The organism is Arthrobacter sp. TWP1-1 (genome assembly GCF_049897845.1).
GTDB lineage: Bacteria > Actinomycetota > Actinomycetes > Actinomycetales > Micrococcaceae > Specibacter.
In genome coordinates this window covers 478,301-498,878 of record NZ_JAFCXC010000001.1, presented here as the reverse complement: position 1 = coordinate 498,878, position 20,578 = coordinate 478,301, and the positions used below count along the sequence as shown (strand labels likewise).

The following is a 20,578-nucleotide window of genomic DNA, read 5'->3' as shown; positions in this document are numbered from 1 at the left end:
TCCTTCGCCCGGCACGAAAGGTGCCCGGCCTGCTGTTCGGTCTAGCATTCCACCACGTTGACGGCGAGTCCGCCCATGGCTGTTTCTTTGTACTTGGAGGACATATCGCGTCCCGTTTCACGCATGGTGATAATGACTTCATCGAGGGACACACGGTGCTGGCCGTCGCCCCACAGCGCCATTTTCGCGGCGTTGATGGCCTTCGCGGCGGCAATCGCATTGCGCTCGATGCACGGAACCTGCACCAGCCCGCCAATGGGATCGCACGTCAGTCCCAGGTTGTGTTCCATGGCGATTTCGGCCGCATTCTCCACCTGTTGCGGAGTGCCGCCCATGACTTCAGCCAGGCCCGCTGCAGCCATGGACGACGCCGATCCAACCTCGCCCTGGCAGCCAACCTCGGCGCCGGAAATGGATGCCTGTTCCTTGTACAGCACCCCTACGGCGCCGGCAGCCAGCAGGAATTTAACCACGACGGCGTCAATCGCCTCTTGCGAGGCGTTCCGCATGCCGTCGGTGTAGTGGGTCGCATAGAACATGACGGCCGGGATGATGCCGGCCGCACCGTTGGTGGGGGCCGTAACGACGCGCCCGCCTGACGCGTTTTCCTCATTGACGGCCAGCGCCACGAGGTTGACCCACTCCTGCCAAAACTTTGGATCCCGGTCGGTATCCTCCTCGCGCAGGCGCTTATGCCAACCCGGGGCACGCCGTCGAACACCCAAGCCACCGGGGAGCAAACCTTCACGGGTCAGCGAGGCATCTTTGCACTCTTCCATGACGTCGCGAATGTGCAGCAAGCCGCTGGCAACCTCGTCTTCGCTGCGTTCGACAAGTTCGTTGGCGAGCATGACGTCACTGAAGTTGCCACCAATTGTTGTGCAATGCGCCAACAATTCGGCGGCGGTCCGGAAGGGGTGAGGCAGCAGGGCCTTGGAGAATTCCAGCTCGGCAACGGCTTCATCGACGGCGCCTTCACGAATGATGAATCCACCGCCCACGGAGAAGTAGGTGGCTTCATGCAGGACAGTCTGCGCTTCATCGCTCACACTGAACTTCACGCCATTGGTGTGCCGGGGCAAGATGGTCAAGGGGTGCAGGATGATGTCGTCGGCACCATAAGTAAGGGCAACGCTGCCGCCGAGCAGCAGCGGTTCCCCGGTGGCAAAGGCGGCTAGGCGGGATTCCACCTCGGCGGGAAGAATCAGTTCTGGTTCGCGGCCCTCAAGGCCCAGAAGAACAGCCGTCATGGTCCCGTGGCCGCGGCCGGTGGCAGCCAGGGATCCGTAAAGATCCACGCGAACACTTGCCACGCTTTCCAGCAAGCCCTTCGCGGCAAGCTCGCGGACGAACGCTGCGGCAGCACGCATGGGCCCCACAGTATGGGAACTGGACGGGCCAATCCCCACGGAAAACAAGTCAAAAACGCCAACAGACATGTGAGTACCTCACTCAAGGGCAAATACTACTCCGTCAAGAAAACCAGACGGAGGGCCGGGCGCACCACGTCGGTGCAAGCAAGGCCGGTCACTGCGGTGGGCACCCTCCAAGGCATCCACCGCAGTGAGCAACTGTATCGCTAGGAGAGATTCCCTACCGACGGGTACAACGGGTGGGCAGCGGCCAGGGCCTGCGCGCGGGCGCGCAATCCCGAGAGATCTGCCGTGGCGTCCGTGATGAGTGCCTCGGCAATGATGTTTGCCACTTCGGCAAAGGCATCCTCGCCGAATCCGCGGGTGGCCAGGGCTGGCGTACCAATGCGCAGACCCGAGGTCACCATGGGCGGACGGGGATCGAACGGCACAGCGTTGCGGTTGACGGTGATGTCAATCGCTGCCAAGCGGTCTTCGGCTTCCTGACCGTTGAGCTCGCAATTACGCAGATCAACCAGGACCAGGTGCACATCGGTTCCGCCGGAAATCACGGAGATTCCCTTGGCGGCGACGTCGGGCTGGATGAGGCGCTCGGCCAGAATCCGTGCACCGGCCAAGACGCGTTCCTGACGCTCCTTGAACTCCGGTGAAGCGGCAATCTTGAAGGCCACGGCCTTGCCGGCGATCACGTGCTCCAGTGGACCACCCTGCTGGCCGGGGAAGACAGCCGAGTTAATCTTCTTGGCGATGTCGGCGTCGTTGCTCAAGATGATGCCGCCGCGCGGGCCGGCCAGTGTCTTGTGCGTCGTGGACGTGGTGACATGGGCGTGCTGCACCGGTGAAGGGTGCAGGCCCGCGGCCACGAGACCGGCAAAGTGTGCCATGTCCACCATGAGGTAGGCACCCACCAGATCGGCAATGCGGCGGAATTCGGCGAAGTCCAACTGGCGGGCGTAGGCCGACCAACCGGCAACGATCAGGGCCGGCTTGTGTTCGAGCGCCAGACGCTCAACCTCGGCCATGTCCACCTGGTGCGTATCTTCGCGAACCTGGTACGGGACCACGTTGTACAGCTTGCCCGAGAAGTTGATCTTCATGCCGTGCGTCAAGTGTCCGCCGTGGGCCAAGTTCAGGCCCATGATGGTGTCGCCTGGCTTGATCAACGCGTGCATGACCGAGGCGTTAGCCTGTGCACCGGAGTGAGGCTGCACGTTGGCGTACTCGGCGCCGAACAAAGCCTTGACACGATCAATTGCCAACTGCTCGATCACGTCAACGTGTTCGCAACCGCCGTAGTAACGGCGGCCCGGGTAGCCCTCTGCGTACTTGTTGGTCAGCACCGAACCCTGGGCTGCCATGACGGCAGCTGCGGTGTGGTTTTCCGAGGCAATCATTTCCAGGCCGGTACGCTGGCGGGCCAGCTCGGCGTCGATCGCAACAGCTACTTCCGGATCCAATTCCGAAAGCTGGGCATCGAGGCTTGGCGAGGTTACCGGGACAAAGTCCACGGTGGCACCGACGCCGCTCACAGCTCGCCGCCATTGGCCGCTGCGTACTCTTCAGCGCTGAGCAGCGGGCCTTCGGATTCAACCTCAACCTTGAAGAGCCAGCCGGCTCCGTAGGGGTCTGCATTGACCAAGGCCGGATCATCGACGACGGCGGAGTTCACTTCGGTGACAACGCCGGTTACCGGGGAATACAGGTCCGAGACGGACTTCGTTGACTCGATCTCGCCGCAAGTTTCACCTGCAGTGACGGTTGCCCCGGTCTCAGGCAGGTCCACATAGACAATGTCGCCGAGTGCGTCGGCGGCCACGGCGGAGACGCCGATGGTGGAGGGACCCGCGCCGTCGCGGGCAATCCACTCGTGTTCAACGGAGTACTTCAGTTCTGCTACTACTTTGCTCATGATGATCCTTGTCTAAGAAATGTGTTGGTGACGCTCGAGATGAGGCGACGGAGCCGGTGTGTCCCGAGTTCGACCGGTGTGCAGCGAGGTGGGGGCTGGCGGCGTGGTGGGCGCCGCCGCGGACACACCGACGAAGTCGTGTGTGGCGCGGTGCGGGCACCAGCCTCCACCTCGCGAAAGCACCGGCCCGGGGTCCGGGCAGAAACTACTTTTGGCGCTTGTAGAACGGCAGAGCAACAACTTCAAACGGCTCGGCCTTGCCACGGAGATCTACATCGATCTGCGTGCCAACCTCGGAGAACGCAACGTCTACGTAGGCCATGGCCACGGGGTAGCCAAGGGTGGGGCTGGGCTGACCCGAGGTGACTTCACCAATCGTGACGCCATCCTTGAGCACGGAGTAATGGCCACGTGCCGCGCGACGGCCCGTGCCCTTAAGGCCGACCAACTTACGGCCAGCCGTGACGCCGTCGCCCGCTTCCTTGATGGCAGCCAAGGCGGCCTTACCAACAAAGTCGCTTTCCTTGGCCAGCGAGACCACGGGACCAAGTCCAGCGGAGTACGCGTGCCCGGTGACAGAAAGCTCGTTGCCGTACAGCGGCATTCCGGCTTCCAGACGGAGGGAGTCGCGGCAGGCAAGGCCCGCCGGGATCAGACCCTGATCAGCACCGTTTTCCAACAGAACCTGCCAGAGGCCGGCTGCGTCGGCGTTGGGCACGTAGATCTCGAAACCATCCTCGCCGGTGTAACCAGTGCGAGCCAGCAGCAGATCCTGGCCGTTGATGGTTACTTCCGAGGCTGCGTAGTACTTCATCTCGGTCACGAGGGCATGCTGCTCGGCAGGCACCAGGGTCAACAAGATGGCCACGGCGTTGGGACCCTGAACTGCTATCAACGAGGTCTCCGCGGAGGCGTCCTCAACAACAACATCGAAGCCCGCCGCGCGCTCTGCCAGGAGCCCGGCCACCGTCACGGCATTGCCGGCGTTCGGGACAACGAGGAACTTCTCGTCCGCGAGGCGGTAGGAGATGAGGTCATCGATGATGCCCCCGTCGGCGTTGCAGATCAGCGAGTATTTGGCCTTGCCGACGGCAACGGCTGACAACTTGCCAGCAAGGGCGTAGTCAAGGAACGCCGCAGCGTCCGGGCCGGTCACCCAAACTTCACCCATGTGGGAGAGGTCAAAGAGGCCGGCGGCGGTACGGACAGCGTGGTGCTCAGCCAACTCGGAGGAGTACTTCAACGGCATCTGCCAGCCACCAAAGTCGGTGAATGACGCGCCGGCCTTCTCGTGCTCGCCGTAAAGGGCTGTGTGGTTCTCAGTCATGGGAATTCCTTCGCGGTGGTGGTTAGTGAACGCTTCAGTTTTCTTCGAAGTCTTCGATCGGAGGGCAGGAGCAGACCAGGTTGCGGTCTCCGGCTGCACCATCAATGCGGCCAACGGGCGGGAAGTACTTGTCCTGGCGCAGGGCGGGCAGGGGGAACACGGCCTGTTCGCGCGAGTAGCCGCGGTCCCAGTTGGAATCCACGACGGCGGCGGCCGTGTGGGGTGCGTTGCGCAGCGGGCTGTCCAGCAAGGTGAACGCACCGTCGGCGACCTGATCGATCTCCGCACGGATGCTGATCATGGCGTCGATGAAGCGGTCAATTTCGCCCAAGTCCTCGGACTCGGTCGGCTCAACCATCAAGGTGCCGGAAACCGGGAAGGACAGGGTGGGTGCGTGGAAGCCGTAGTCGATGAGGCGCTTGGCCACATCTTCTGCCGTGACACCGGTCTTGGCCGTCAGATCGCGCAGATCCAGGATGCATTCGTGGGCAACCAGGTCACCGGCGCCCGTGTACAAGACCGGGTAGTGCTCGTTGAGCCGCGAGGCGATGTAGTTCGCTGCCAACAATGCCGACTTCGTGGCTTCCGTCAACCCCTTGCCGCCCATGAGCTTTACGTAAGCGTAAGAGATGGGCAGAACGCCGGCCGAGCCAAAGCGTGTAGCCGAGATCGGGACGCCGGTACCGTCGTGAGACGCCGCGTTGGCATCGCCGGGCATGAACGGAGCCAGGTGGGCCTTGGCTGCAACGGGGCCCACGCCGGGGCCGCCACCGCCGTGCGGGATGCAGAAGGTTTTGTGCAGGTTCAGGTGGCTGACGTCGCCGCCAAACTTACCCGGTTGGGCAAGGCCAACAAGCGCGTTCAGGTTGGCGCCGTCAACGTAGACCTGGCCTCCCGCTGCGTGAATGGCGTCGCACACCTCGCGAACATCGGCGTCGTAAACGCCGTGCGTGGACGGGTAGGTGATCATGATGGCCGAGAGCTGATCCTTGTGGGTTTCGATCTTGGCCGTCAGGTCCGCGTGATCGATGGTGCCGTCGGGCGCCGTGGCCACGACCACAACCTTCATGCCGGCCAGCACGGCTGAGGCAGCGTTGGTGCCGTGGGCTGACTGCGGGATGAGGCAGATGGTGCGCTGTACGTCTCCGCGTGAGAGGTGGTAGCCGCGGATGGCCAGCAGGCCCGCAAGTTCGCCCTGTGAGCCGGCGTTGGGCTGGATGGAGACCTGGTCGTACCCGGTGATCTCGGCCAGATCGGCTTCCAGTTCACCGATCAGTTCACGCCAGCCTTCGGTCTGCGAATCCGGAGCGAACGGGTGGATGGAGGCGAATCCGGGCCAGGACATGGCTTCCATCTCGGCCGTGGCATTGAGCTTCATGGTGCAGGAGCCCAGCGGGATCATGGTGCGGTCAAGTGCCAGGTCGCGGTCGCTGAGGCGGCGGATGTAACGCAGCATCTGGGTTTCGGAACGGTGGGTGTTGAACACGGGGTGGGTCAGGAAGTCCGAGCCGCGCAAGGTGTCTGCCGCAAAGCCGAATTCTGAGCTGCTGCCCTGGTCCGTACCGTCTCCTGCCGGTGCGGCACCAAACACGGCGGCTACGCGAGCCACGATGTCCGCCGTCGTGGTTTCATCCACGGAGATGCCAACGTGGTCGGCGTCGATGGGACGTAGGTTGATGCCATCCTTCTCAGCCAGCGCCACAAGTGCGTTGGCGCGGCCCGGAACGCGCACCGTGAGGGTGTCAAAGAAGGAGGTGTGAAGCAGTTCGACGCCGGATGCCTGCAGTGCCGCTGCCAAGGTGCGGGCGTGGCCGTTGACCGTATCGGCAATGGCCTTCAGCCCGGAGGGACCGTGGTAAACGGCGTACATCGAGGCGACAATCGCCAACAGCGCCTGTGCCGTACAGATGTTGGAGGTGGCCTTCTCGCGGCGGATGTGCTGCTCGCGGGTTTGCAGGGCCAGACGGTAGGCGGACAGGCCGGTGTTGTCGGTGGAGACGCCAACGATGCGTCCGGGCAAGGTGCGCTCCATGCCATTGCGGACCGCCATGTACGCTGCGTGCGGTCCACCAAAGAACAGCGGAACACCGAAGCGCTGGGCAGTTCCAACGGCAATGTCGGCACCCTGTTCACCGGGAGGGGTGATCAAGGTCAGGGCCAGCAGATCGGCTGCAACGGTGACAAGTGCACCGCGCTCCTTCGCTGCGGCAATCACGGGGGCGTGGTTGAAGACGCGTCCGGATACGCCCGGCTGCTGGAGAACGACGCCGTTGATGTCGCCTTCGGGCAGGCCCTGGGCGAGATCGGCGACTTCTACCTCGAAGCCAAGGGCTTCGGCGCGGCCCTTGACGATGGCGATGGTCTGCGGCAGGAGGTCCGCGTCAAGAACGGTCTTGCCGTTTGCGGCGGTCTTTGACTTGTTGGCGCGGCGCATGAGCAGCACTGCCTCGGCTACAGCTGTTGCTTCATCGAGCAAGGAGGCGTTTGCAACGGGCAGTCCGGTCAGGTCGCTGACCATGGTCTGGAAGTTCAGGAGCGCCTCGAGGCGGCCCTGGGAAATTTCGGGCTGGTAGGGCGTGTAGGCCGTGTACCAGGCCGGGGCTTCAAGGATGTTGCGCATGATCACCGGCGGGGTCACGGTGTCGTAGTAGCCCTGACCGATCAGCTGGACTGCCATCTTGTTCTTGGCTGCGATGGCGCGGAGTTCGGCCAGCACCTCCACTTCGCTCAACGCAGAGCGGAGCTCCAAGGGCTTGGCCTGACGGATGGAATCGGGAACAGCCGTGTCTACAAGGGAATCGACGCTGTCATAGCCGATGGCCTTGAGCATGGTCTCGATGTGGGACTGCTTGCGGGCGCCAATGTGTCGGTCTACAAACGCCGTTGGACTGGACTGAATCGTCATGAGGAACTCCAAGTTACGGCCGAACCAGAGGGTGCGGCATGGGTGGGTTCCTCCCCGCTCTGTCTTGGACCTGAGAGATTCCGTGGATTTGTCATCCACTTTGCACCGTCGGTGAGCTGCGGTTTCCCGTAGCTGCTTTCCAGAGTTGCCTCACCATGACGGTACGGGGGCCTGAGAGATTCCTGGGGAGGATTTGCTCCTACGGCGCCGCCACATTGCTGGGAGGACTCTCCCGCCACGGTTCGAAAGGCGTATTAAGATTTGGGTGATTCGAACCACACATTACACGATAGATGATGCCCGTCCAACCTCCGTCCAAAAATTGTCCGGCCCGCTAACTGATTTTGCCGGACATCACCTCGAACGCCCGGCCACATTCTGAACGCATCTTGCGCACGGTCACAGCTCAGGATAATCTGTGACTCGCGTCACCAAATAAAGTTGTTATGAAGTGCCTATGATCCGCGGCGGGAGAGTTCCGCCGGTACATCTGTGCGAAGCGCAGACATTCAGTGGGCGCCGAAGGAGCAAACCCTCCCCGGGAATCTCTCAGGCCCATGTACCGCCGTGGCGAGGCAACTCTGGAAAGTAGCCCAAACATCCGGGCTCACCGACGGTGCAAGCGTCCCCTTGATTTCTAAGGAAACGCGGAAACTCTCAGGTCCAAGACAGAGTGGGGAGGAAGCAAATCTTCGTGGTGCACCCTGCCACCTCAACGAAGGGCCTTCCTTGACGATTCACCAATCCACCACCACACCCGATGCCGAGCCCCACCTTGAGCGGCAGCTGAGTAACAGGCATATCCAGCTCATCGCCATCGGCGGCGCCATCGGAACCGGCCTGTTCATGGGCTCCGGAAAGACCATCTCCGCAGCCGGCCCGTCAGTGATATTTGTGTACATGATCATCGGCTTCATGCTGTTCTTCGTCATGCGCGCCATGGGTGAGCTGCTGTTGAGCAACCTCCATTACAAATCTTTTAGCGATTTTGCCGCGGATCTTTTGGGCCCCTGGGCCGGATTCTTTACCGGCTGGACGTACTGGTTTTGCTGGGTCATCACCGGCATCGCCGATGTCATCGCCATTGCAGCCTACTCGGAGGTCCTCATACCGGGGATCGAGCTGTGGGTCCCCGGAGTAGTCACCATCGGGATCTTGTTAGTCCTGAACTTGACCACCGTGAAGGCCTTTGGCGAAACGGAATTTTGGTTTGCGCTCGTCAAGATCGTTGCCATTGTCGCCTTGATCGGCGTGGGCTTGTTCATGATCTTTAGCCGTTTCCAATCTGACACCGGAACGGCCAGCTTCACGAACTTGTGGAGCCACGGCGGACTTTTCCCCAATGAATTCATGGGCTTTGTCGCCGGATTCCAGATCGCCGTCTTTGCCTTCGTGGGCATTGAGCTCGTGGGAACCACCGCAGCCGAGGCCAAGGATCCGGAAAAGAACCTACCCAAGGCCATCAACTCCATTCCCATCCGCGTCCTGCTTTTCTATGTAGGTGCCCTGGTCATCCTGATGTCGGTCATTCCCTGGACGCAGTTCGCCGCGGGCCAAAGCCCTTTTATCGCCATGTTCTCCATGGCGGGACTCGGTGCGGCTGCCACCATCATCAATCTCGTGGTGCTCACGTCCGCGATGTCCTCAGCCAACTCCGGCATCTACTCCACCTCCCGCATGGTCTATGGCCTAGCGCAAGAGGGCGATGCCCCTTTCCGGTTTTCCAAGTTGTCCAAGCGCAAGGTCCCCAATAATGCGCTGTTTCTCTCCTGCGTATTGCTCCTCTCAAGCATCGTCTTGCTGTACGTCGGCGAGGACGTCAGCAAGGCCTTTGAAATGGTCACAACCGTGGCCGCTGTCTGCTTCGTCTTTGTTTGGTCCATCATTCTGGCCAGCTACCTCGCCTTCCGTCGGCGCCGCCCTGAACTGCATGAATCCTCGAAGTTCAAAATGCCTGGCGGCATTCCCATGGTCTATGTTGTTTTCGCCTTCTTTGCCTTTGTCCTGTGGGCCCTGACCACTCAGGTAGATACGCTGATTGCCCTGCTGGTAACACCCATCTGGTTCATTGTGCTGGCCGTGGTCTGGTACTTGGTTGGCAAGACCCCTAGTCACCGGGCCCGCTACGCGAAGTTCAAGGAAGACCTTGAATCTGAACGAGTTACCGCGCAGGGACCGCCCGCGCAGGGGTCACTAGGAGCAGAGAGCTCGGCAGGAAAATGAGCACGGGTCCACTGACGCCGTCGGCCATTGATCCTGCGAATCCCCAGGCGGGTGGGGCATTCATCCTCACCCTCGATTGCTCCGAATCCCCTGGCATCGTGCATGCCGTAGCGCAGTACCTGCTGAACCACGGATGCTACATCGTGGACATCAAGCAATTCGGTGACCAGCAGGTGCGACACTTCTTCATGAGAGTTCATTTCATAGCCGGCGTTGATGGGCCAAGTCCTGAAGACCTCCGGCGGGAATTCGCGCCCGTGGCCCAGCAATGGGGCATGAATTGGCGTCTTGAACCGCAGGGCCGCAAGGAACGCATCATGGTCATGGTCTCGAAGTTTGGCCATTGCCTCAACGACCTGCTTTTTCGCGCCCGAACCGGTGAATTGCCGGTGGAAATTGTTGCCGTCGTGTCCAATCACGAGACCCACAAGGACCTGGTTGACTGGCACGGAATTCCGTTCCACCACATCCCCGTGACGCCTGAAACGAAGCCGGCCGCCGAAGCAGAGTTGCTGACGCTGGTCGAGGAGTACAAGGTTGAGCTGGTTGTTCTGGCACGCTACATGCAGGTTTTCAGTGACAACCTGACGTCTGTGCTCTCCGGACGGGCCATCAACATCCATCATTCCTTCCTGCCAAGCTTCAAGGGCGCCAAACCGTATCACCAGGCCTACGATCGTGGCGTCAAGACGGTAGGCGCCACGGCCCACTACGTGAATGCCGAATTGGACGAGGGCCCGATCATCGCCCAACAGGTCATCGATGTGGACCACACATACAGCCCGGAGGATCTCGTGGCTGTCGGCAAGGATGCAGAGTGCAAGGCACTTACCAATGCCGTGCGTTGGCATGCCGAAGGCCGAATCATTCTGTCGGGGAACCGGACTGTAGTCCTGCGCTAGCCCGCTCCATTGGCCGCGCCCAACAGGTCCTTCCCCTCCGCCAGCACCATGTCCCTGAACCGGGTGGCTTGGGCAGAACCATCCGAACGGTTCCGCCAGACAAGGCCCACGTCTCGATGAGCGGTGGGCCAAATAATGTCCACCTCGCACCAGCCCAGGCCGCCCGTGTTCAACATTTGGGTTTCAAATCTCTCCGGAGGCGCGACAGCTATACCTAGTCCCGCCGAAACAAGTCCCCGGACGGTATGCAGGTCTTGGCCTTGAAACGCCACACGGGGGCGGAAACCAGCGCGCTTACACAGTGATTGAACAATGGAATGCATGCCGTATCCGGGTTCGAGCATGACAAATGGCTCGTCCCGTACGGCGTCGAGCTTGATTCCGCCCGAGCTGGCCAGAGGGTGGCCGGCGGGCACCACCAACTTCAATGGCTCCGAATACAGCACCTCCGCCCCGATAGTTCTACTTGGCACTGGCGGCGGCGCCACCAGTGCAAGATCGGCAGATCCGGTCGTCAGCAGATCCAAACAAAAGGCCCGGCTCCCCTGCTGCAGATCAAAGGTAACCCCCGGATGCTCCTGCATGAACGCCCTAATAAGAATCGGTAATGCCACCTCGCCAAAAGTATGCTGAAAAGCCACTTGGATGCGGCCAAATTGTTTCCCGGATTCCTGCCGCGCCAAAGCCAAGCCAGCGCGAACCTGGTCCATCGCCTCAGCAGCCCTCGGGATCAGAGCAAGGGCCGCTGGCGTCAGTTCCACGCCCCTCCCCTTACGCAGCACCAGTGGTGTACCCACCACCTCCGCCGCCCTGGCCAGCGCCCGGCTCACGGTTGACTGCGGAATCCCCAGTGCCTCGGCCGTTGCAGTTACGTGGCGGCTGGCCCCGAGCTCCACGAGTATGGGAAGGGCCGGCAACAGTTTTGCCAGGTCCCGGTTGTCATTGTCCATGCTTCATGGAACCACGGGCAGGGCCCACAAATCATCCAAATATGGATAAATAAGTCATTTTCAATGCATTAGACGCATTGATTCGTGCGATCTACGGTTGAACGAGTGATCGAGCCACTCTGCTCGTCAAATCTGCTCGTCGAGGCAATCTGAGATCGAAGTGAACAGTGTTGAAGTTGGATAGCACAGCCATACCTCCGCTAAACCCAGGCAAGCCGTGGGTCGGGCATCTCCACGGCAGCCCCGGTTACCGCAGGGTTCTGGCTGCACTGGCATGCGCAGGAGTTGCAACTTTTGCGCAGCTGTATTCACTGCAGGGCATCCTGCCCCTCATCTCGCGAGACCTCAATGTCACAGCTGCGCAGACCTCTCTCAGCATCTCGGCGGCCACCGTGGGGCTTGCCGTCGCTGTTCTGCCGTGGTCATTTGTCGCCGACCGCTGGGGGCGTGTACGAACCATGGGGCTGGCCGTTATTCTGGCAACAATTCTTGGCCTCCTCGTTCCGCTATCTCCCACCTTTGAGGCCCTGCTGATTTTGCGGGTCTTAGAGGGCGCCGCCCTGGGCGGAATCCCAGCCCTGGCCATTGTCTATCTAACGGAAGAGGTCAGCCCCCGCAACGCGGCCGCCGCAGCAGGGGCATACGTTGCCGGGACCACACTGGGCGGCTTGTTCGGCCGGTTGCTGGCCGGCCCGGTGGCCGACGTCGCCGGCTGGCGAATGGGAACGCTGACGGTGTCCCTTTGTGCTGCCGCCGCGGCTGCGGCTTTCCTCGTATTGGCACCGAAACCACTCGGTTTTGTGCCGTCGCGGGCCGAGGGCTTCGGCGCAGTTCTTGGCAAGCTGCTCCCTCAACTGCGCAATGCAAAGCTCATGGCCCTGTACGCGCAAGCATTTCTTTTAATGGGAGCGTTCGTCAGCGTCTACAACTACCTCGGCTTCAGACTGGAGGCCCCGCCGTACCTGTTCCCGGCGTCGGCAGTGGCCTTGCTGTTCCTTGCCTATCTGGCGGGCACGGTTTCATCAAAGGCGGTGGCCAGCCTTGCCAGTCGCTGGGGCCGCCGGACCGTGCTCTTGGTATGCACGGGCACCATGGTGGCCGGCTTAGCCATGACATTGGGGAGTCCCGTGGCCTTGATCTTGGTGGGCCTGGTGCTGTTCACGGCGGGGTTCTTCGGAGCGCACAGCATCGCTTCCGGGTGGACGGGCGCCCTGGCCACGACAGGGCGGGCTCAGGCCGCCTCGCTCTACAACCTCAGCTACTACGCCGGCTCCAGCGTGGTTGGTTGGAGCTCGGGCCTGGTGTTCCAACAATTTGGCTGGAGCGCCATGGCCGGGGTTCTGACGGTGTTGGCAGTACTCGCAGCAGTTGCGGCCGTGATTCTGCTTCCGGGGCGGCCAGTTATGACTAGCCGAGAACGTAGTAGCTAGCTCAGATCAGAGCACTGCCCGAATCGTTTAAGCAGCTCCTGCGGGTAGCTGCGAAATCGAGAATTCTTTTAAGCAGCACATGCGCGTTTCCGGCTCAAACACCCACTGGAGCTGCTTAATGAAATTAAGATATCCGTCCGCACCCGCAGGAGCTGCTTAAGAGAATCCAGGCAGAATCCAGCTAGGCCAGGACGCTAGCGGGTGCGGACCTGATCGCCGCCACTTCGGTGCATCAGGATCGCCTCGACCACGGGGTAGAGCATGATGATTGCCAGCACGGCAAACGTCCACTGGTAAGCGGCCACGGCGTCCGTTACCGCCGCTCCCTCCAGCAAGCCCTGCGCTGCCCGCAAAATCAACGCACCAACGGCAACGCCCAACCCGGTGGCAATCTGGGCGATCGTGGATGACAAGGTGTTGGCTCCGGCCATTCGGGCCTTGGGAACGTCCGCAAACTGCAGCGTGTTGTAGGCACTGAATCCGATGGAACGCAGCACGCCGCTGACAAAGAGCACCACGGCGATCACCACCAACGGCGTTTGCGGGCTGAGGAAGGCGCAAGCCCCCAGCACCACGGCACCGCCGATGTTACTCAACAGCAGCACGTTCCTAAATCCCATGCTTCGGATGAGCGGCGAGGTGGCCGGTTTGATGAGCACGTTGCCGGCAAAAACTGCCATGGTCATCAAACCTGCCTGAAACGCGCTCCAACCAAATCCCACCATGAACATCAAGGGCAGCAGGAACGGTACGGCGTTGATGATCAGCCGGTACATTCCACCACCGGCGTTGCCCACCCGGAAGGTTTGGATGCGCAGAGCGCGCAGGTCCAGCAAGGGATGCCTTGAGCGCTTAAACCACCACAGTGCCCCGGCCGTGCTCGCCGCGGCAAGCACCAGCCACAGTACGACGACGGTCCACGGCGTAGGTGCCGAGCCCACCGTTTCCATGCCAATCACCAGCGCGGCCAGTGCCACTCCACACAGGATGAACCCTATCCAGTCCGGCGGCGGCACCCTGCGAGCGCGGATGTCAGGAACAACCTTGAGCGCTACAACAAAAGCGATGATGCCCAGTGGGACATTGATAAGGAATATCCAGTGCCAACTCGCATAGCTAACCAAGAGACCGCCCAAGACGGGCGCAAGTACGGGGGCAATCAGCGCCGGCCACGTCAGGTAGGCAATGGCTTCCAAGAACTCTTTCCTATCCGCATCACGCAGGACCACCAGCCTGCCAACCGGCACCATCATGGCCCCTCCGAGTCCCTGCAGCATGCGAGCACCACAGAGGACGGCAAGGTTGGGGCTGAGCGCGCACAGCAATGAGGCGATGGTGAAGACGGCAATAGCTGCCGTAAAGACGCGCCGGGCACCAAAGCGTTCGGCCAGCCAGCCGCTGATCGGGATACCCACGGCCAGCGTGATCAGGTACGAGGTCATGGCAAGGTTGATGTCCACCGGCCGGACCTGCAGATCGGCGGCAATGGCGGGCGCGGCCGTGGCAATAATGGTGCCGTCCAGGATCTCCATGAAATATGTCCCGGCGACCAAAAGCGCCAAGGCTCGGCTGAAGGAACTGCTGCCGGTCGTCGTCGTACTTCTCACAATCACCGCCTAAGCCTAGCCAAGCCGAGACCGTGTGACACATTACGTCCACTCAGGACAGGGTGATCAGGACAGCAGGGGAAGATGCCCAATGATCCTGTCCACCCGGTTGCGCGGGCCAACCAGACTCACGGCATAGTATTCAATCTCGTCGGCGCGGGATAGCGCCACCGACGCACGGTATTCGTCATAGACGCGAGTCTGCTGGGCGGCCGCTGGCATATCGGCCACGAACGTTTGCTCGTGGGCAGCTGCCTTGGCCCGAATGGTTCGGAGTGTCTGGGCATTGGCGACCAGGACCGTGCAGCCGGCCCAGGGCAGTCCGGGATGGAGGAATCCGTCGGCGTCTTCGGCACCCTCACCCAGAATTCCGGCGATGTTCGGCGCCGTCGCTGCGGCGGTGCAAATGGCGGCATTCGCCGCGAGTCCCGGTGGGAGGTCTTCATTGACCACGACGACCCATTTAAGTTTTGCTGCTCGGGTCGGTGCGCTGGTGTCTATCTCTTCCGGGGCAAAACCGATGGCGCCTGTCATGTCTATTCCTTTGTCATCTACCCGGGCTATTTCCAGAAAGACTATGCGCTTATTCGGTGTTGATCTGAAGATTTCGGACTAAATAAGGCAATTCCACTAAACTGGCGTCTATGGACGTCATAGATAAGGCAATCCTGCGGGAATTGCAGTCGGATGCACGGATGAGTAATCGCGATGTGGCGGCAGCGGTGGGCATCTCCGCCACGACGGCGCTGGACCGCACGCGGGCACTGCGGGAGAAAGGCATCATCAAGGGCGCCCTGCTCGACGTCGATCTGGCGTCGATCGGCAGACCTGTCCAGGCCTTGATCGCCATTCGAATCCGTCCGCCGTCGCGAAAAGTCATCGAGGCATTTCGGGATTGGGCCACCTCCATGCCGGAGACGCTGGGCGTGTTCGTGACCACCGGCAACGAAGATTTCATCATCCATGTAGCCGTCCCGGACAACAACAGCCTCTACGCTTTCGTGATTGACAAGCTCACGCAGCGTCCTGAGGTGGCCGATGTGCGGACATCTGTGGTGTACGAAAACATCCGAAACTCCCACGTCGTTCCGCTCGTGTAAGCGGCGTCAAGCCGCACCAAGCGGCGGTTACGAGTCGGTTATTAAGGAGCTAGCGCATCGGGGCAGGTGGCAAGCGCGTCTCAACGTGCTTGGATAAATACATGTCCCTGCTCATTGTGGTGCGTGGCAATTCCGGCTCCGGCAAGAGCACCGTGGCCCGTGCGCTGCAGCAGGAACTGGCCGGGGTGTGGATAGAACAGGACTACTTCCGCCGGACAGTTCTGGGTGAAAGCGGAAACTATTCGCTACTGACGGTGGAATTGATTGCGCAATCGGCAGCGCTGGCGCTCCGCCACGGCCGAACGGTTATTGCCGACGGGGTGTTCAACGCCAACATTTACAGTGAACCCTTCAAGGCGCTGCGTGCAGGGCATTCCGGGCCGAGCCTGTTTTACGCCTATGACCTCACGCTTGAGGAGACGTTGTCCAGGCACGCCACACGCGCCGACAAGCAGGCCGACTTCGGCGAGAAAGCCATGCGCGGCTGGTACCACGGCTGGGATCCACTGGACGGAATCGATCAGGAGCGGATCACAGCAGAGGAACCATTGGCCGAAACGGTGGCGCGCATCCTCAACGATGTCCGCAACGCATCTAAGTAGCGGCCTAAGCCGTCAACCCCAGCTTGCTCATGCGCTTGGAGTGGTTGCGGGTCAGCATGCTCAGGATCGCGGACACCTCGGCGGCCGCCTGTTCGTGGGTGGCATCCGGACTCAAGCCCACGAGGAAGCTGTGTTTGGCACCAATGCGCTGCACCTGCGTCAGAGCCTCCCCCACCATGCGCCGACCCCACAGGGCCAGGCGGGAGGAGAGCCGCGGATCCTCGTCAAGCATCTTCGCCAGCAATGCCGTCAACACCTCAACCTGCTCATCGCTGGTGCGCACCTGGGCAATCGCCACACGCGTTGGCTCATCCAAGTGCTCGGCAATGGCGGCATAAAACTCTTCCGTAATTGCCTCGACCACATAGGCCTTCATGAGGGACTCGTGCCAATCGGCTGGGCGGGTGCGCTCGTGGAAGGCATCGACCATGCGCTGATAGGGCGCCATGGCCAGCTCCGGATCCATGCCCATGGCGTTGAGCCGTGCGCACATGGATTCGTAGTGGCCGTACTCCGCCACTGCCATCTTCCCCAGCACCGCCCTGTCGGCCAGGGACGGCGAATGCCGCGCATCTGTCGCCAAACGCTCGAACGCGGAGAGCTCCCCGTAGGCGATGCTGCCCAACAGGTCCACCACAAAATTGTCGTAGCGGGCGCTCAGTTCACCTGCGGAAACGGAATCATCGGCGTCGGAAGCTGAAATACTCATACTCACCAGCGTAGTCCGTGCCGCGCCGCCCTTGCTCCCGCCCAAGATTCGTTTACGCTGAAACCGTGCCGTACTCTCACATTGGCGTCGGAAGCAGCGCCGCAGAAAAGTCCCTTACCCAAGCCTTGAGCGCCCTCAACGAGGAATTCAAGCTCCCTGGCATTTTCTCCCCTGAGGTCCTGGCGGAGGTCGATCAGGTCATCGCCGCCCATCAGCTGCCCGCGCCGGACCTGACAGCGCTGCCCTTCATCACTATCGATCCGCCCACCTCGCAGGACCTCGATCAGGCCATGCACCTTGAGCGCAATGACGACGGGTATGTTGTCCACTACGCCATCGCCGACGTCCCCGCATTCGTTCCCGCCGGCGGTCCCCTCGATGCCGAAACCCGCCGCCGAGGCCAGACCATTTACACACCCGGCCAGCGCATTCCACTGCACCCGGCTCCCATGAGCGAGGGTGCCGCGAGCCTCTTCGCGAACGATCCCCGATCCGCCTATGTCTGGGAGATCCATCTGGCCGCTGACGGTACTCAGACCACGGCAACCGTCCGCCGGGCCACCGTGCAGAGCGTCGCAAAGCTTGGCTATGAGGAAGCCCAAACAATGTACGACGCCGGGACCGCACCTGACGCCTTCGCCGAAACCTTGGCGCTGTTGGCCGAGATTGGGACCAAGCGGATCGAGCTGGAGCGCGCCCGAGGCGGCGCCAGCCTGAACGTTCCCGCCCAGGAGGTGGAATTTGTTGACGGCCGCTACGTGCTGAGTTTCCGCCCCAACCTGCCCATCGAGGACTGGAACGCACAGATCTCACTCCTGACCGGCATGGCCGCCGCCGCGATCATGATCGAAGGGAAGGTTGGCATCCTGCGCACCATGCCTGCCCCCGATGAAGAATCGATTGCCACCTACCGCCTGCAAACCGTGGCGCTGGGAACCCCGTGGACCAAGGACATCGCCTATGGGGAATATCTGCGCAGCCTTAACACCGACGATCCCAAACACCTGGCGCTGATGCACGCCGCAACGACCCTGTTCAGGGGCGCCGGCTACACCCCATTCAACGGCACGGTGCCCGAGGACGTCTTGCAGGCAGCCGTCGCCGCCCCCTACGCCCACACCACGGCACCGCTGCGTAGGCTTGTGGACCGGTTTGTGCTGGCGATTTGCGCGGCATTAAGCGCCAATGAAGAGGTTCCGGCGTGGGCAATCGAGGCACTTGCGGAACTCCCTGACATCATGAGCGCCTCAAACCAACTGGCCAGCAAGGTAGACAGGGCAGCTATCGACACCGTTGAGGCCGCCCTGCTAAGCCACCAAGTTGGAGGCGAGTTTGACGCCGTCGTACTTGCCGGGCCGCGGAGCAACGGGCACAATTCCAAGTCCTCAACCCCGCGCAGTTCCATTCAGATCAGCGTCCCGGCGGTGACGGGCTATTGCGAAGGCGAGCTGACGCCCGGAACGGTGGTGCGGGTGAAGCTTGCCGCGGTCGATATTGCGAAGCGAAGCGTAACCTTCGTGCCGTCAGCGCAAAGCTAGGGTGTACGGCTAGACTGATGATGTAGACATGGATGCCCGGTCGTTGATTAAAAAGTATTGATTCAACAAACCCGCCCCAACGCGCGTCTTTTCAGCTCCTCCCGAACCCGTTATTCGCAACGCAGGGAGGGCTAAGTTTTTGTTAGCCCGCGATCGGCTTCCCTAGATAGTGCCGCCGTCCTGCGTTCCGTGAGGCCTCCCAAGTGCCCGCGTTGAGCCCGGCTGACGACACCTTGTATAGACGAATTGAATGGTAAGCATTTGAGCATTGAAGCAGATTCACTACTGCAGGCAGAAGACAGCAGCGAGATCGTTGAAATTGACGGGTCCCTGAGCAGCGACGAGCCTGCCCGCCACGAAGAAAAGGAAACGTTCGCCAGCTTTGGCGTGCACCACGAGATCGTTTCCTCCCTGACCGAGGCCGGTATCCTCCACCCCTTCCCCATCCAGGCCATGACGCTGCCCATCGCATTGACGGGCCACGACATCATCGGTCAGGCCAAGACCGGAACGGGTAAGACGCTCGGCTTCGGCATCCCGGCGCTGAACCGCATTGTTGCCCCCAAGGATGAGGGCTTTGAGAAGCTCGCAGCCCCGGGCGCTCCCCAGGCCATGGTTATTGTTCCCACGCGTGAACTGGCCGTGCAGGTAGCCGGAGACCTCACCACCGCCTCCAAGCACCGCGGCATCCGCATCGCCACGATCTACGGTGGACGCGCTTACGAGCCCCAGGTCGATGCCCTAAAAAAGGGTGTTGAACTCATTGTTGGTACGCCCGGCCGCCTGATCGACCTGCTCAAGCAGGGTCACCTGAACGTCAAGCACGTTCGCATGGTGATCCTCGATGAGGCCGATGAAATGCTGGACCTGGGCTTCCTGCCCGATGTTGAGACCCTGATCGCCGGGACTCCTGCGGTTCGCCAGACCCTGCTGTTCTCGGCAACCATGCCCGGCCCGGTTGTTGCCATGGCACGCCGCTACATGACGCAGCCCACGCACATCCGTGCCGCAGATCCCGATGATGAGGGTCTGACCAAGCGCGACATTCGCCAGCTGATCTACCGCGCCCACAACTTGGACAAGATCGAGGTTTTGGCCCGTATCCTGCAGGCCAAGGGTCGCGGCCGCTCCATCATCTTCACGAAGACCAAGCGCACCGCAGCCAAGGTCTCCGAGGAACTCGTTGACCGCGGATTCGCCGCGGCAGCCATCCACGGTGACCTGGGCCAGGGCGCCCGCGAGCAGGCACTGCGTGCTTTCCGCAACAACAAGGTTGACGTTCTTGTGGCGACCGACGTCGCCGCCCGCGGTATCGACGTCGATGACGTAACGCACGTGGTCAACTACCAGTGTGTTGAAGACGAGAAGATCTACCTGCACCGTGTGGGCCGCACCGGCCGCGCAGGCAACAAGGGCACGGCCGTGACCTTCGTTGACTGGGATGACATGCCTCGCTGGGGACTCATCAACAAGGCTCTGGGCCTGAGCGTCCCCGAACCCATCGAGACCTACTCATCTTCCCCGCACCTTTACACGGACCTGGATATTCCGGCCGGCACCAAGGGCCGCCTGCCGCGCGACAAGCGCACGCACGCTGGCATTGACGCCGAGGTACTGGAGGATTTGGGCGAGACGGGCAAGCGCAACTCCCCCAAGCAGGATTCACCTCGTGGCGGCGCCCGCGGCGCAAACCGCGGCGGCAACCATACAGGTGCCCGCCACGGTGAAAAGCGCCGCGAGGAGTCCGGCCGCGACGGTGGCAGCCGCGAAGCAACCACCCGCGATTCCAGCAGCACAGCCCCCACCAGCACAGGCGAGAAGCGCGAGGGTGGCCGGAGCCGCCGTCGTCCGTCTTCCGCAAGTGCCGCACCGGCAGAGAACAGCGCCCCCGTGGCAGCGTCGGCCGAGGCCGCAGCACCGCGTGCACGCCGGACCCGTACCCGCCGTCGCACCGGCGATGCAGCAGCAGCACCTCAAACCGGAGAGTAACCCTCTTAACAGCT

The 20,578-nt window shown here is 61.7% G+C and carries 16 protein-coding genes and 2 riboswitches; of the genes, 7 read left to right on the top strand and 9 right to left on the bottom strand.

The genetic code is table 11. The annotated features are described in order from the left end of the window. Positions 1–41 precede the first annotated feature (41 nt). The 5 genes from ACP7B9_RS02380 to gcvP all read right to left on the bottom strand — a co-directional run bounded on the left by ACP7B9_RS02380 (position 42) and on the right by gcvP (position 7,514). Positions 42–1,439, bottom strand: a complete 1,398-nt coding sequence (locus ACP7B9_RS02380) for an L-serine ammonia-lyase (RefSeq protein WP_425860402.1) — start codon at positions 1,437–1,439, stop codon at positions 42–44. Positions 1,440–1,579: 140 nt separating this feature from the next. Continuing rightward, positions 1,580–2,902 (bottom strand): serine hydroxymethyltransferase, encoded by a 1,323-nt coding sequence (gene glyA / locus ACP7B9_RS02375; RefSeq protein ID WP_425860400.1) that lies wholly within the window; start codon positions 2,900–2,902, stop codon positions 1,580–1,582. Next, the gene (gcvH, locus tag ACP7B9_RS02370) at positions 2,899–3,282 is read right to left on the bottom strand and encodes a glycine cleavage system protein GcvH (RefSeq protein WP_425860398.1); all 384 of its coding nucleotides are present in this window, start codon (positions 3,280–3,282) and stop codon (positions 2,899–2,901) included. The genes glyA and gcvH overlap by 4 nt, the downstream gene beginning before the upstream one ends. A gap of 205 nt (positions 3,283–3,487) precedes the next feature. Further along, positions 3,488–4,609 (bottom strand): glycine cleavage system aminomethyltransferase GcvT, encoded by a 1,122-nt coding sequence (gcvT, locus tag ACP7B9_RS02365; protein WP_425860396.1) that lies wholly within the window; start codon positions 4,607–4,609, stop codon positions 3,488–3,490. 34 nt (positions 4,610–4,643) lie between these two features. Then, positions 4,644–7,514 carry an aminomethyl-transferring glycine dehydrogenase gene (gene gcvP / locus ACP7B9_RS02360; RefSeq protein WP_425860395.1) on the bottom strand — a complete coding sequence of 957 codons (2,871 nt, stop codon included), beginning with the start codon at positions 7,512–7,514 and terminating at the stop codon, positions 4,644–4,646. Between the two features lie 149 nt (positions 7,515–7,663). After that, positions 7,664–7,759, bottom strand: a riboswitch (glycine riboswitch). A gap of 213 nt (positions 7,760–7,972) precedes the next feature. Beyond that, positions 7,973–8,089: riboswitch (glycine riboswitch) on the top strand. Between the two features lie 154 nt (positions 8,090–8,243). Here gcvP and cycA point away from each other — a divergent pair. Together cycA and purU are read left to right on the top strand one after the other, a co-directional pair. Next, the gene (cycA, locus tag ACP7B9_RS02355; protein WP_425860393.1) at positions 8,244–9,737 is read left to right on the top strand and encodes a D-serine/D-alanine/glycine transporter; all 1,494 of its coding nucleotides are present in this window, start codon (positions 8,244–8,246) and stop codon (positions 9,735–9,737) included. Further along, positions 9,734–10,639 (top strand): formyltetrahydrofolate deformylase, encoded by a 906-nt coding sequence (purU, locus tag ACP7B9_RS02350; RefSeq protein ID WP_425860392.1) that lies wholly within the window; start codon positions 9,734–9,736, stop codon positions 10,637–10,639. The genes cycA and purU overlap by 4 nt, the downstream gene beginning before the upstream one ends. On the opposite strand, the gene ACP7B9_RS02345 is transcribed toward purU, so the two are convergent. Next, a complete protein-coding gene (locus ACP7B9_RS02345; protein ID WP_425860390.1) occupies positions 10,636–11,589 on the bottom strand; it encodes a LysR family transcriptional regulator in 954 nt (317 codons plus the stop codon). The two genes, purU and ACP7B9_RS02345, sit on opposite strands and share 4 nt — an antisense overlap. Positions 11,590–11,765: 176 nt before the next feature. Here ACP7B9_RS02345 and ACP7B9_RS02340 point away from each other — a divergent pair, with 176 nt between their 5' ends. Beyond that, positions 11,766–13,019 carry an MFS transporter gene (locus ACP7B9_RS02340; RefSeq protein ID WP_425860388.1) on the top strand — a complete coding sequence of 418 codons (1,254 nt, stop codon included), beginning with the start codon at positions 11,766–11,768 and terminating at the stop codon, positions 13,017–13,019. Positions 13,020–13,213: 194 nt separating this feature from the next. Here the strand turns inward: ACP7B9_RS02340 and ACP7B9_RS02335 are convergent, their stop codons facing one another. Both ACP7B9_RS02335 and ACP7B9_RS02330 read right to left on the bottom strand, forming a co-directional pair. Next, on the bottom strand, positions 13,214–14,626 hold the full coding sequence (locus ACP7B9_RS02335) for an MFS transporter (protein ID WP_425860386.1): 1,413 nt from the start codon (positions 14,624–14,626) through the stop codon (positions 13,214–13,216). Positions 14,627–14,692: 66 nt separating this feature from the next. Next, the gene (locus ACP7B9_RS02330; RefSeq protein ID WP_425860385.1) at positions 14,693–15,160 is read right to left on the bottom strand and encodes a DUF2000 domain-containing protein; all 468 of its coding nucleotides are present in this window, start codon (positions 15,158–15,160) and stop codon (positions 14,693–14,695) included. Positions 15,161–15,270: 110 nt separating this feature from the next. On the opposite strand from ACP7B9_RS02330, the gene ACP7B9_RS02325 reads away from it, so the two are divergent. After that, positions 15,271–15,726, top strand: a complete 456-nt coding sequence (locus ACP7B9_RS02325) for an Lrp/AsnC family transcriptional regulator (RefSeq protein ID WP_425860383.1) — start codon at positions 15,271–15,273, stop codon at positions 15,724–15,726. A 101-nt stretch (positions 15,727–15,827) separates the two neighbouring features. Beyond that, on the top strand, positions 15,828–16,328 hold the full coding sequence (locus ACP7B9_RS02320; RefSeq protein WP_425860382.1) for an AAA family ATPase: 501 nt from the start codon (positions 15,828–15,830) through the stop codon (positions 16,326–16,328). Between the two features lie 4 nt (positions 16,329–16,332). Here ACP7B9_RS02320 and ACP7B9_RS02315 read toward each other — a convergent pair whose 3' ends face one another. After that, positions 16,333–17,037, bottom strand: coding sequence for a ferritin-like fold-containing protein (locus ACP7B9_RS02315; protein ID WP_425860380.1), 705 nt, complete (start codon positions 17,035–17,037; stop codon positions 16,333–16,335). 65 nt (positions 17,038–17,102) lie between these two features. Between ACP7B9_RS02315 and ACP7B9_RS02310 the strand changes: the two genes are divergently transcribed. Together ACP7B9_RS02310 and ACP7B9_RS02305 are read left to right on the top strand one after the other, a co-directional pair. Then, the gene (locus ACP7B9_RS02310; protein ID WP_425860378.1) at positions 17,103–18,575 is read left to right on the top strand and encodes an RNB domain-containing ribonuclease; all 1,473 of its coding nucleotides are present in this window, start codon (positions 17,103–17,105) and stop codon (positions 18,573–18,575) included. Between the two features lie 267 nt (positions 18,576–18,842). Next, positions 18,843–20,564: a DEAD/DEAH box helicase gene (locus ACP7B9_RS02305; protein WP_425860726.1), complete on the top strand. Its 1,722-nt coding sequence runs from the start codon at positions 18,843–18,845 to the stop codon at positions 20,562–20,564. Positions 20,565–20,578 lie beyond the last annotated feature (14 nt).